The sequence below is a fragment of the Qipengyuania sp. NPDC077563 genome (assembly GCF_044901345.1).
GTDB classification, from domain to species: domain Bacteria; phylum Pseudomonadota; class Alphaproteobacteria; order Sphingomonadales; family Sphingomonadaceae; genus Qipengyuania; species Qipengyuania aestuarii.
In genome coordinates, this window is sequence record NZ_JBJDPC010000001.1 from 879707 (window position 1) to 892438 (window position 12732).

Genomic DNA, 12732 nt, shown 5'->3' on the forward strand with positions numbered 1-12732 from the left:
CCTCAAATGGCGCTTGTTTTCGTATTCCGGCTTAGAACGGCAGCCATTTCTGCTTCTTGGAGAACTTCATGTAACCCGCATTCACGCCCAGCCGCAGCCCCGCGCCCACGCGGATCGGGATGAGGACGACATCGCCCTTGCGCACATAGCTCGCATTGAGGCCGCCGACGGCATAGGCGGTGCCCTCCGCAGCGGGGAAGCGTTCGTAGAGTTCTTCGGTGTCGTAAAGATTATAGACCAGCACGAAGGTGCTACCGGCATTGGCCCCGGCATCGAAACCGATCGAAGGGCCGGTCCAGTAAACCGGCATTTCGCCCTCGATCTTATGGAACAGCGTGCCCGAACCATAGCGCGCACCGACGATGAACGCGCCGCCCGCCTCGCGACCGACGATGTAGCCATTGGGTTCGCCTTGGTCGGCGAGCAGCTTGCGGATCATGTCGGCAACGCCCTTGGCGCCTTTGCCGAAGACGCCTTCGGCCGCGCCGATCAGATCGTCTTCGCGATATGTGGTAGCGGGGTCATCGACCGCCGTCTGATCGACCGCGGCATTGGCGGCCATTTCGGCTTCGCTTTCGGACCATTGCGGCTGCTCCGTGCCGACCGGCGCCTGCGCTTCGGCAGCCGGTTCCGTCCAGACAGGCGGCTGGGTTTGCGCAGGGGCGGTCTCGCCGACGGGCGGCAATTCGTTCTGCGGGGCGTCGAGATCCCCGTCGATCGGCGCATCCCAGGCGGCATCGGGATCCACGCTCTGGACCTGCGCGGCAAGCGGGCTTGCGGCCAGGGTGAAGGCGGCCAACAGGCTCGCGGTGAATTTGGTGGCGATGTTCATTCTGGTTCCCTCGTCCGGCATCGCGGGCAAAAAGCATGGCGCTGCCCCGCAAACAGAATCGTGTTTGAGCAGCCGCGCAATGAAACGGCGATGAACCGAATCCCGATTGCGCCGAATCGAGTCCTGCACGCGTTATTTCGAGCGATTTGCAGAAGGCCCGATTTCTTCCTTGAAGGGTTGGAAGGTGCTGGCTATAGCGCGCCCCTCGCAGCCGATATGCGTCATGCGGAGACGTGGGTGAGTGGCTGAAACCAGCTCCCTGCTAAGGAGCCATACCTGGTAACGGGTATCGAGGGTTCGAATCCCTCCGTCTCCGCCATTTATCCGACGCACTGCTTGGGACATCCGCAAATGAGGCGATCCCTGCCAGCGTGGCGGACGTTTCAACGCCTGCGATGTCCAGCACTTTGCACTTATAATCAGCGGTGCATGATTGCCGGTGTTCCTGACGACTAATGCACCGGCTCAACGGCGTGCCAGCCCGATCTCCCGCGCAAAATCTTAACCATCTGGCGCAAGCTGGGAAAACATAATACCAACAGGCTCAAGCCATGGATAGCATTCAGCCAAGTCGGGCCCGGAGCACGGGCACAAACCTGTTGAGGCCGACCCTGTGGCGCGACATCGCAATCCTTGCGATCTGCTATTATCTTGCCGGCTGCGTTGGCATCTCGCTTGCCGTTCCCCCGGGTTATGCCACGATAGTCTGGCCCGCATCGGGGGTGGCCTTGTGCGCCCTGCTCGCTCGCGGCCCGGCGCGGTGGCCCGGCATCTGGCTGGGATCGTTTGCCTTCAACGTCATGGTCGGCCTGGAAAGCTCAGGCAATTGGCACGCCTTCGCCATTGCGGCGGCTGTTGCCTCGGGCGCGGCGCTTCAGGCTTTGGTCGGCTTTCGCATGGCGCGCGAATTTGCAGACGGTCTCGACCTTTCAAATCTGCGCCGCCTTGGCCGTGCGATCGTGGTCGTCATCTTTTTACCCTGTCTTATAGCGCCAACGGCCGGGGTGATCATGCTCCTGCTGTTCGGCAAGATCGACTTGGATCTCGCTTCCGGAAACTGGTTCACCTGGTACTTCGGTGACCTGTTCGGCGTTCTGCTTACGCTACCCATCCTCCTGTTCTCGCGCCGTTCGCCGGTTGCGGTACGATGGCACGGGCGGATCCTGCAGGGCATTCATTCGCTGCTGGCGATCAGTCTCGTGGCCACTCTGCTTCTCACGCTTTATGCGTGGAAGTTCATTTCAGAACAGGAATACAGCCGCGCGGACGGATATTTCTCCGCCATGGCAGCCGAAACCGAAGACGCTTTGCGGCATCGCCTGCAGATCTATCAAAGGGGCATGCAGGGCGCCGCGGCCTTCGTTGCTACCAGCGAAAATATCACGGCTTCCGAATGGCGTGATTACGCGAGCCGGCTCGATCTTTCGGATGCCTATCCAGGATTGCGCGGCATCGGCATATTCCAGCAAGCCGAGGGCGCAGATCTTCCGGCGCTGAGAGACCAAATCCAAAGCGAATATGGCAATGAATTCGATATTCACCCCCGAATTCCACGCGATACCCATTACGTCATTACCAAGGTCGAACCGCTTTCCGCGAACTATGCCGCGCTGGGGCTGGATCTTGCTTTCGAGGAAGGTCGCAGGGAAGCCATCCTTCTCTCGCTCAACCGCGATGATCCGGTTCTTACCCGACCCGTCGTCCTCGTTCAGGATGCCAAGCAAGGGGCAGGCTTTCTTCTCGTGCTTCCCGTGCGCGACGATCGCGGCAGGCCCACCGGCCAGTGGATCTATGCCCCCCTGGTGGCAGAAGAACTCTTTGCTGGGCTGACACCCGCCCAAGGTGAAGATTTTGCACTCGAAGTGCGCAATAACGGAGCTGGCCCGACCGGCTCTCCGATTTTCTCCTCAGCGACGACGACCGCGGCCCCCCGGTTCGAGATAGAGCGGTCGGTGACTTTGGCAGGTCAGCCCATGATCCTTCGCTGGACCAGCCTCCAGCCGTTCGTCGCGCGCAACTCGTCGAGCGCCCCGGCCATCGCTGTGGGAAGCGGATTTGCGATTACCCTGCTGCTCGGTCTGCTGCTGGTCACATTCCTGCGCCGTGAAAACCATGTTTTCAACGAAGTCGAACGGGCAACTACCGAACTCGCAGAACAGAACCACATGCTCGAACTTGCCGAGGCGACCGCGCATATTGGCCACTGGCATCTCGATACACTCAACAATCAGATCCGCTGGTCGGATGAGGTCTATCGGCTGCATGGGCTCGAAATTGGCGACACGCCGGAACTGGAGCGGGCGATTGAATTCTACCATCCCGATGATCGCGCGCTGGTAGGACAGGCGCTGGCGACTGCAATGGAAACACATGAACCGTACGATTTTCATGCACGGCTTTGCCCAGCAAAGGGGGAAATGCGGCATGTCGAGGTGCGGGGCCAGGTCCAGAGCAACGAGGACGGCGAGGCAATCTCAGCCTTCGGGGTCATCATCGACCGGACCGAAGAAACGAACATGCGCGAGAAGCTCACGCATTCGATCGAGGAAGCAAGGGCGGCGGACAAGGCGAAAACCAGTTTCCTGGCCAATATGAGTCACGAAATCCGCACGCCGATGAACGGGGTCATCGGCTTTACCGAACTTGCCCTGTCCGCCGAAAAGAACCCGGATCAGAAACGCCGCCTCCAGATGATCGCGGATTCCGGCAATGCGATGCTTCGCCTGCTGAACGATTTGCTCGATTTCGCGAAGATCGAAGCCAAGCAGATGGCTATCGTCAAGGAGAGCACCGATCTCGCCCATGCGCTGCGCAGTTGCCAGCGCCTGATGGAGCCAGTCGCCCAGAGCCAGGGGCTCGACCTCCGCCTTGAGATCGATCCAGCCCTGCCCGAACGCGTCATGACGGATAAGATGCGGCTGCGCCAGATCGTGCTCAATCTCGTCGGCAATGCGCTCAAATTCACGGCTGATGGCGAGGTGACGCTTTCCGCTGCGGCCGACGCTCAGGATCCGGGAACTCTCCTGATCGCGGTCCAAGATACCGGTATCGGCATTCCCGAAGACCGGCTGGACAGCATTTTCGGCAAGTTCACCCAGGCTGACGATACAACCGCGCGTAAATATGGCGGCACCGGGCTTGGTCTGCCTATCAGCGCCGAGCTTGCCGAACTCATGGGTGGCAAACTCACCGCGCGGAGCCAGCCAGGCGAAGGCTCGACCTTTACTTTGTCCCTGCCGCTGGAGGAAGGCGAGGCACTAACGGACATACCGCTACCGGCAGATCCGGAGGACGAGGGCGAAACCGGGCGCGAACGGAGGCTGACTGTCCTCGTCGCGGAAGACAATCCGGTGAACCAGGAGCTTACCCTGGCGATGGTCGAGAGGGCGGGCCACGAAAGCGTACTGGCGCGCGACGGTCAGGAAGCCGTCGACATGGTCATCCGGGCGGAAAAGGAACATCGGTCCTACGATATGGTGCTGATGGACATGCAGATGCCCCGAATGGACGGTCTGGAAGCAACCCGCTCAATCAGAGCCGCTGGGATCAGTGCCGCAAAGCTGCCTATTCTGGCCATTACGGCGAATGCCTACGCCGACGATATCGAACGCTGCGAAGAAGCCGGGATGCAGGCCCACCTGGCCAAGCCGCTGAGATTGAAAAACCTGCGTGCGGCCATCGCTCAGTGGTCCCCCAGGTCGCGGGCAGACGTGCGGCCCGAACCCGAAGCAAAGCCCATCCACGAAGGGATCGAACAGGAAACCGACCCGCGCCTGCAGGCGATGTTCCAGGAGCGAGTCGCGCATACCCGCGATGCCATCGACGGCATCTTGCAACGCGGACAGCCCACCGATGGCGAACGGACAGAAATAGCCAATACCCTGCATCAGCTAGCGGGCGTCTCCGCTTATTTTGGCCAGGACGCCTTCGGCGCGATTTGTCGGAGCAAATCCCACCAGCTCCGCGATAGCTACACGACCGACGAAACGCTCGGCATTTTACGCCAGATGCAGGAACAATTGGCAATTTCGTTTGGTTGATATTACACTAATGCAAGTCTTAATTTTCAGGTGTCCCACTTTGGGAGGATGATTTCCTCCCGGCCTGGAAGTGCAAGTTATGGCGTCGCAGGTGGAGTGAAATGGCTGATATTCTTGTTGCCGATGACGATCCCATTCTCGTCGAGATCCTGAAATTCCGGCTCGAAGGCGCTGGCCATTCCGTCTCGATAGCGACCAACGGTGAAGAAGCGTTGGCTGCCGCACGCGAAAATCGCCCGCATCTGATCGTGCTTGATTCGATGATGCCCGTTCTTTCCGGCCCCGAAGTTCTGACCGAACTCAAAGCGGATCCTGATCTTTCGACCATCCCGGTAGTTATGCTGACCGCGCGTGATGGCGAGGCCGACATCATTGCGGGACTGGAGGGCGGAGCGGCAGATTATCTCACGAAACCTTTTATTCCGCAGGAATTGCTGGTGAGGATTTCGGGCCTCATCGAAACCGTGTGAGCATGCGCGCGAGCTTCTGTATTGTCGCATTAGCTTTCGGAGCATCGCTTCACTCCGCGCCTTCATTTGCGCAAGATCGCGGAAAAGATCGGGCAGGCGCCATCCATTCGGCGGAAGCAGCGCAGGCTGAAGGAAATTACAGTGCTGCGCGCAAGCTCCTTTCGGATCTCCTTGCAGAAAATCCCGATGATCCGGATCTGTTGAGGCGCCTTGCACGGGTAGAAGCTGCGGCGGGCCGGCTCGACGTGGCTCTCGATCTGATAGACCGCGCTGCGACGATCGCTCCGCAAGATTTCGATATTGCCCTTGCCCGCGCGTACATACTTTATTGGAGAGGAGACCTGAAAGCGGCCAAGGATGTCACCGAGTCCATTGCGGCGCGTGAACCCGACTATCCCGACTTGGCGACTCTCCAGACGAGTTTACGGCGCGCTCGAGCGGATTCGGGAATTCGGTTGCGGGCGCTTTCGGTCGGAGCGGGCGTTTCCGACATCACACTTCAGAGCGGCGCAAGCCGGACGTGGAATACGCAGAATATCGTCGCAGCATTCGACCTCTCAGCCGAAGATACGCTTGCTGTCAGCCTGTCGCGCGAGGAACGATCGGCGATCGATATGAGAGGGGGACTACGTCTCGACCACCGGATTGCCGATGGTTCGGTTTATATCGCGGCCACAGTGGTACCAAATGCTGACTTCCAAGAGAACTGGAGCTTGGGCGCCGGCGGCGAATTGCTGATTTCCGGGCGCACGGCTGCCCTCATGGATGTCCGCCTGGCGGATTATGATACTGGTGAGATCGTTTCCGTCCAACCCGGGCTTCGTGTCCCACTGGGTAGCGATTTCTCCCTCACGGGTAGAGCGATCAACATCTTCGGTGGCGGAGAAAGCTATCGTCTGGGCGGGTCGGTAAGGCTGGATTTCCAGCGCGATAGCCGTCCGTCCTTTTTTGCCTTGGCAGCGAGCTATCCCGATGCCGAAGCTGGTGATGTCCGGCAATTGCGCAGCGTGGCCGCGGGTATGAACGTGCCATTATCGGAACGGCTGTCTCTCTCGGCGACTGGCAGCCACGAAGATCGCAAGGATAGCTACCGCAGATGGGCCGGCAATCTGGCGCTGACTTACAGGTTCGACCGGCGATGAATGCCTATCAGCAAGTTGTCTTGGGCATTACGATCGGCGCGACGGCCGTATTTCTGTTTTTTCTCGTTCTCGTCTTGAGGAGATATATCGGCGAGAAGAGAGCTGCCCTGCTGGATGCACGCGATACGGCGATCACCCGCAGTTATCTTCACCGGGTGGCTGGCCATAAGGTCGATGACCCCAAAAAATGGAACGCCAAGGCGCAACTGGCTGCGGTAACGCGCATTCTGCCGCTCTTGCGGGGTGGCGAGAAGACACGCCTGCTGCAAATCGCAGAGTTGGACGGCGTCCTTTCGGATACGCTGTACCGATCGCACGGCATTTACAAAAAAGACCGGGTAAATGCGGTCCATCTTTTACAGCGCGTCGGCAGCGAAGCCTGCATCGGGCGGCTGCGCGAACTGATGGCGCGCGATCGCAATGACCGGGTGAGGCTGGAGGCGGCCTTCGGGCTGGCCGCGAACGCGGCGCTCCCGCCGCCGCGCGAAACGCTTCGCATCCTCGGCGCGATGGATCGGCCCCCAGCCCGTATAGATATCGCATTGCTGCGTTCGACCGCCCCCCTTTACCCGGATCAGATGCTTCTGCTGCTGGATGACGATTTGGATAGCGCCTGGAGAGCCAGGATCATCGATGCGCTGGGATGGTCGGAAAGTCTGGCCGTGATCGACGCAGTCAAAAATGCGGCTGTCGATCCGAACCCTGAAGTCCGCAACGCAGCCCTACGCGCGTCCGCGAAGCTGGGCCATCCGGCTGCCGCGGATTGGATTTTACCTGCCTTGGAAGACCCCGTGCATTCCGTCAGGCTTCAGGCGATCAGGGCCGCAGTTCAACTAAATCTGAAGCAAGCACTTCCGGTAATCCTGCAGCTACGCAACGATGACGAACTCTGGGTTCGTCTGAGGGCGGAAGAAGCCATTGAGCATCTCGATCCAAGCCTGCTTTCGTCGCCGGGAGACGCGAAGTCATGAGCTGGGACGAATTCATTCACATTATCGCAAATGTGGTAATTTGGATCGCCTATTTCTGCTTCATCGTAGTGGCGCTCCGCAATATCATCGCCCTTCTGCAGCTATTGCTTGCCGGGTGGGTTTTTGCGACGCGTGTCAGGCCTGGCAAGGGTGCCCGGGACCTGTGGCACCGCTACGCCGACCTTGCCTTGCCGATTTCAGTCATCGCACCAGCCTATAATGAAGAGCTGTCGATCGTGCAGAGCGTCCGGGCTCTGCTGGCCCTGGAATATCCCGAACACGAAGTCATCGTCGTAAACGATGGTTCGAAAGATCGTACGCTCGACACGCTGATCGATGCCTTCGGCATGAAAAAAACGGAGCGCACGCAGATAGCTCATCTCCAGCACACCCGCATTCTAGGTGTCTATCGGTCCAAGCGGTATCCGAACCTTTTGGTGGTCGACAAGGAAAACGGCCGCAAGGCGGACGCCGCCAACGCCGGCATCGGATTTGCCCGAACGCCGCTGGTCTGCGTGATCGATGCCGACTCCATCATCGAGCCCGACGGACTGTTGCGGGCTGCCGAGCCATTCATGTACGATGACGACCGCCTGGTTGCCGTGGGCGGGGCAATCAGAATCGTCAACGGATGTATCGTCAAAGGCGGTTCCTTGCACCGGATGGGGATTGCGAAGGAGATGATCCCCCGCATTCAGATCGTCGAATATCTGCGTGCCTTCCTGATGAACCGTGTGGCAAACGCGCATCTCAATACGCTCATGCTGATTTCCGGCGCATTCGGGCTGTTTCGCCGCTCCACTATCGTTGAAATGGGGGGATACCGGCATGACACGGTCGGGGAAGATCTGGAACTCGTCGTGCGAATGCACCGCTTCCTGCGCGATAACCGGCGGGATTATCGCATTGCATTCGTACCTGATATCGTCTGCTGGACGGAGGCGCCCGCAGCGTTGAAAGGCCTGGATAACCAGCGTGCGCGGTGGCAGCAAGGTGCGATGGAGACGCTGCAGCGCCATCGCGGCATGATCTTCAATCCCCGATATGGAAGGATCGGAATGATCGCGATGCCGCAGATCGTGCTGGAAGACATTCTTGGTCCTCCAGCCGAATTGCTCGGCTATCTGGTCCTGCCGGCGGCCGCCCTACTCGGCCTGCTCGACCCAATGATGGCTCTGGCGTTTTTCTTCGTCTCGATTGTCTTCGGCTGTGCCTTAAGTGTCGGCACGCTCGCGCTCGAAGAACAGCAATTGCGCCGGACGCCAAGCGCCAGGGACCTATTGCGCATCGGCGTGGCCGCCATCGTCGAGAATTTCGGCTATCGGCAGATCAACCTCTGGTACCGTCTTTACGGTATCGTGCGCTTTTTCCGGAAAGATAGCACCTGGGCCGCGGTTCCACGGGTCGGTTTCACCGAAGGCTGAGCCGCGCCCCCAACAGTGCTCGACTACCCCAGACCCTGAACCATGCCTTTGCCTAATCGGCGGGATCGGATAGGCGCGCCTTCTGACGGAGCATGATCTTGGCGATATTCAATTCCATACGAAACCGTTTTTTGGCGGGAACCTGCCTGCTCTGCTTGCCTGCGCTGCCGGTGGCAGCTCAGGATGGAGAAGAAATCGAAGGCCAGCAGCGCTCTCCGATAATCGTGGTTACGGGTGAAGGCCTCCCGCCGCCGCAATCGAGCGGCGCTTACGCCGTTAAGACGATCGATCGCGAACAATTGACGACGACTGCGTCCGGCCGCCTGGAGGACGCGCTCGCTTCTGTCGCGGGCTTCCAGCAATTCCGCCGCTCCGACAGTCGCTCTTCCAATCCCAGCGCGCAGGGTGTCACGCTGCGCGCCCTTGGAGGCAATGCCACGAGCCGGGCGCTGGTCCTGCTGGACGCTGTGCCCATGGCGGATCCGTTCTTCGGCTTCATTCCGCTCAGCGCGATAGCACCAGAGCGTTTGGGCGGCGTGCGTGTCACGCGCGGGGGCGGATCGGGGCCCTTCGGTGCCGGTGCCCTTGCTGGCACCATTGAACTGAACAGCGCAGGACCCGACCAGCTTTCTGAACTCGGCGGGCACATCTATCTCAATGATCGCGGCGAGACGGAAAGTGCGGCACATCTTACAGGAAGGCTTGGCAGCGGGTTCGCTGTGGTATCGGGGAGATGGGATCGCGGGCGGGGTTTCTATACTACGCCCGCAGAGGATCGCGTTGATGCGTCCGCGAGAGCGGCATTCGACAGTTTCTCCGTCCAGACACGCGCCACTGCACCATTGACGGCAAACGTCGAATTACAAGCGCGCGCGCTGATTTATGAAGACCATCGCACCTTGCGTTTCGACGGCGCCGACAGTTCCAGCACCGGTCAGGATGCAAGCCTGCGCGTGGTTGGCCGCGGCGCTTTGCCATTCGATGCCCTGGCCTATGTTCAATCGCGAAACTTCAGCAACATCGTCGTCAGTTCGACCCGCTTCGCCCCGGTCCTCGATCAACGCAACACCCCTTCAACCGGGCTCGGCGGGAAATTTGAAATCCGTCCGCTGGTGGGGGAGCAGGTGAAGCTTCGGGTGGGAACAGATTACCGGCTCAGCGACGGTCAATTGGCAGAGGTGTCGCTGAGCGCTTTCAGTGGATCCGTAAACGAACGCCGCGCAGCCGGAGGCCGGACGAGCGATCTCGGCGTGTTCGCGGAAAGCGATCTGTCGATTGGCAAGGCCACTCTTACCGCCGGAGCGCGACTGGATCGCACCAGCATTCGCGATGGTTTTTATCTGGTTCGTGACCCAGCAGGCAGGGTATTGCGAGAGGAAGCCTACCCCGACCGCAGCGATTGGGAGCACTCGTTCCGGGGCGGAATTATCTACGCCCTTGGCGGCGGCATGAGGCTGAGGGCGGCTGCCTATTCTGGCCTTCGCCTGCCAACGTTGAACGAGCTGTACCGCCCCTTCACCGTGTTTCCGGTGACGACCCAGGCCAATGCAGATCTGGGCAGTGAACGGCTTGTCGGGTTCGAAGCGGGCTTCGATCTGGTCCCTAGCGACGATATCCGCATGTCCGCGACGGCATTCGACAACCGCGTCAAGGATGCCATCGCAAATGTCACGCTTGGCCCTGTCACACGGCAGAGACAAAATATCGACGAGATAGCGTCCCGCGGGATCGAGGTGAGCACCGATCTCACATTCGGTGCGATCAGTTTCAATGGCTCCCTAGCCTATACCGATGCGGCCGCGAGGCAAGGCGGGGCGGCGTTTGATGGGAAGCGGCCCGCGCAGGTTCCAGCCTGGGCTGGCAGCGCGAGCCTGCGCTACACGATCCAGCCGGATTCCGTCCTCGCACTTACACTGCGACATGTCGGCCGCCAATTCGAGGACGATCTCGAAACCGATATTCTCCCCGCAGTGACAACGCTTGATGCCTATGGTGAACTCGCCCTGCACCGCAACCTGGCGCTGGTCGTGCGCGGAGAGAACCTGACCGACGAGGAAGTAGTCACCCGTAACCAGGGCGGATCGATCGATCTCGGTGCCCCGCGCACCCTCTGGCTGGGTTTGAAGCTGAGGAGGTAAGCAGCCGGCCGCGGTGCAAGTTGCTTTACTTGCAGCCAACCATGCCTACTAACCTTGCAGCCGGAGAGAGAAGGATATTCTGGATGGCATTTCGCAGTCTGTTTGGGGCCGAGAGCCTGGAGAGAAACCTCGGCCTGTGGGCGTCCTTGCTACTGACCATCCTGACCTGTGTTTTGGGTGCCTTGGTAGCCAGCGGGTTTTACTGGGCTTTGGTGCTGTTCGCGCCGCTGCTGGCGATTGCCGTTTGGGATCTCTTTCAGACCAGGCATTCGCTGCGGCGCAATTACCCCCTCATTGCACGATTTCGCTGGCTGTTCGAAGACCTGCGGCCGTTCTTGCGCAGCTACATCGTGGAGGGCCCGCTGGAAGGGCGCCCGTTCGACCGGGTTTCGCGTTCGCTGGTATATGCCCGCGCGAAGAAGCAGGAAGATGCCCATCCGTTCGGCACCGAACTGGACGTCTATTCGGAAGAATATGAGGCCCTCTGCCATTCGATCAATCCCAATGCGAAAGCCCCCAAACGCACCCGCGTGAAGGTCGGGACGGATCAATGTAGCAAGCCCTATGATGCTGCCCGCCTGAACATCAGCGCGATGAGCTTCGGCGCGCTGGGCAACCATGCAATCGAGGCTTTGAATCTCGGTGCGAAGATCGGCGATTTCTATCACGATACCGGCGAAGGCGGACTGTCGCCCTACCACCTGAAGCATGGCGGCGACGTCGTCTGGGAATTGGGATCGGGCTATTTCGGAGCACGTGACAAGGACGGCAATTTCGATCCCGAAAGCTTTCGCGACAAGGCCCAGCACGATCAGGTTAAAATGACCGAAATCAAGCTGAGCCAAGGCGCCAAACCGGGCCATGGCGGCCTGCTCCCCGCTGCCAAGGTGACGCAAGAAATTGCCGACACACGCCAGGTCCCCGCGCATGAGGACTGCCTCTCGCCTCCAGGGCATTCGGCATTCTCCACGCCGCGCGAGATGCTGGAATTTGCAGCCCGGATGCGCGAAATGTCCGGCGGAAAGCCTGTGGGGATCAAGCTGTGTGTCGGCATGCCGCACGAAGTCTTCGCGATCTGCAAGGCCATGATCGACAGCGGCATAACGCTCGATTTCATCGTCGTGGATGGCGGCGGCGGCGGTACTGGCGCGGCGCCGCTGGAACTTTCCGATCATGTGGGGTTGCCGCTCAGAATCGGCCTTTATTACGTCAACAATGCGCTGGTCGGCACCGGTTTGAAAGACAAGATCAAGCTGGCCGCATCGGAGAAAGTCTTCTCCGGATCAGCCATAGCCATGAATGCCGCACTGGGCGCCAATTGGTGCAATGCGGCGCGCGCCTTCATGTTCTCGCTCGGCTGCGTCCAGTCGCTGCGCTGCCACACAGGCACTTGCCCGACAGGGGTAGCGACCAGCTCGCCCGCTCGCCAACGCGGGCTGGTGATCCCCGAAAAGGCCCAGCGTGTCGCCAATTTCCAGTCGAAGACTCTCGACAGCCTGCACGATATCGTCGTCGCTTGCGGTCTGGAAAGCCCGGACGAATTCACACCGCGTCATCTGCGCCAATGGAAGAACAACGCCGAAATGGTTCCGTGGTCAAAAGTCGTAAACGAAGTGCAGCCGGGCAAATTGCTGTATGAGCCGGACGGCACCCCTTTTGCCGAATATTGGCACATGGCGAATCCCGATAGTTTCAAACCGATCGTATGATCGCGA

At 59.9% G+C, this 12732-nt stretch carries 8 protein-coding genes and 1 tRNA gene; 8 read left to right on the top strand and 1 reads right to left on the bottom strand.

Annotated elements, in window-relative coordinates; genetic code table 11:
* Positions 1-31: 31 nt before the first annotated feature.
* Positions 32-832, bottom strand: coding sequence for a DUF1134 domain-containing protein (locus ACI2I1_RS04295; RefSeq protein ID WP_224813112.1), 801 nt, complete (start codon positions 830-832; stop codon positions 32-34).
* A 227-nt stretch (positions 833-1059) separates the two neighbouring features.
* Here ACI2I1_RS04295 and ACI2I1_RS04300 point away from each other — a divergent pair.
* The 8 genes from ACI2I1_RS04300 to ACI2I1_RS04335 all read left to right on the top strand — a co-directional run bounded on the left by ACI2I1_RS04300 (position 1060) and on the right by ACI2I1_RS04335 (position 12726).
* Positions 1060-1151, top strand: a tRNA-Ser gene (locus ACI2I1_RS04300).
* Positions 1152-1383: 232 nt separating this feature from the next.
* Positions 1384-4872: a CHASE domain-containing protein gene (locus ACI2I1_RS04305; RefSeq protein WP_404678049.1), complete on the top strand. Its 3489-nt coding sequence runs from the start codon at positions 1384-1386 to the stop codon at positions 4870-4872.
* A 101-nt stretch (positions 4873-4973) separates the two neighbouring features.
* Positions 4974-5342 carry a response regulator transcription factor gene (locus ACI2I1_RS04310; protein WP_221542617.1) on the top strand — a complete coding sequence of 123 codons (369 nt, stop codon included), beginning with the start codon at positions 4974-4976 and terminating at the stop codon, positions 5340-5342.
* A 2-nt stretch (positions 5343-5344) separates the two neighbouring features.
* On the top strand, positions 5345-6484 hold the full coding sequence (locus ACI2I1_RS04315; RefSeq protein ID WP_404678338.1) for a tetratricopeptide repeat protein: 1140 nt from the start codon (positions 5345-5347) through the stop codon (positions 6482-6484).
* Complete coding sequence (locus tag ACI2I1_RS04320; protein WP_404678050.1) at positions 6481-7455, top strand: HEAT repeat domain-containing protein; 975 nt, start codon at positions 6481-6483, stop codon at positions 7453-7455. The genes ACI2I1_RS04315 and ACI2I1_RS04320 overlap by 4 nt, the downstream gene beginning before the upstream one ends.
* Positions 7452-8879 (top strand): glycosyltransferase family 2 protein, encoded by a 1428-nt coding sequence (locus ACI2I1_RS04325; protein WP_404678051.1) that lies wholly within the window; start codon positions 7452-7454, stop codon positions 8877-8879. The genes ACI2I1_RS04320 and ACI2I1_RS04325 overlap by 4 nt, the downstream gene beginning before the upstream one ends.
* A gap of 92 nt (positions 8880-8971) precedes the next feature.
* Complete coding sequence (locus ACI2I1_RS04330; protein WP_404678052.1) at positions 8972-11017, top strand: TonB-dependent receptor; 2046 nt, start codon at positions 8972-8974, stop codon at positions 11015-11017.
* Positions 11018-11100: 83 nt separating this feature from the next.
* Positions 11101-12726: an FMN-binding glutamate synthase family protein gene (locus ACI2I1_RS04335; protein WP_404678053.1), complete on the top strand. Its 1626-nt coding sequence runs from the start codon at positions 11101-11103 to the stop codon at positions 12724-12726.
* The last annotated feature ends 6 nt before the right edge of the window (positions 12727-12732 follow it).

Excerpts from the sequence above, each read along its gene's own strand:
- ACI2I1_RS04295 (WP_224813112.1), bottom strand. The coding sequence starts at position 832 with ATGAACATCGCCACCAAATTCACCGCGAGCCTGTTGGCCGCCTTCACC.
- ACI2I1_RS04305 (WP_404678049.1), top strand. The coding sequence starts at position 1,384 with ATGGATAGCATTCAGCCAAGTCGGGCCCGGAGCACGGGCACAAACCTG.
- ACI2I1_RS04310 (WP_221542617.1), top strand. The coding sequence starts at position 4,974 with ATGGCTGATATTCTTGTTGCCGATGACGATCCCATTCTCGTCGAGATC.
- ACI2I1_RS04315 (WP_404678338.1), top strand. The coding sequence starts at position 5,345 with ATGCGCGCGAGCTTCTGTATTGTCGCATTAGCTTTCGGAGCATCGCTT.
- ACI2I1_RS04320 (WP_404678050.1), top strand. The coding sequence starts at position 6,481 with ATGAATGCCTATCAGCAAGTTGTCTTGGGCATTACGATCGGCGCGACG.
- ACI2I1_RS04325 (WP_404678051.1), top strand. The coding sequence starts at position 7,452 with ATGAGCTGGGACGAATTCATTCACATTATCGCAAATGTGGTAATTTGG.
- ACI2I1_RS04330 (WP_404678052.1), top strand. The coding sequence starts at position 8,972 with ATGATCTTGGCGATATTCAATTCCATACGAAACCGTTTTTTGGCGGGA.
- ACI2I1_RS04335 (WP_404678053.1), top strand. The coding sequence starts at position 11,101 with ATGGCATTTCGCAGTCTGTTTGGGGCCGAGAGCCTGGAGAGAAACCTC.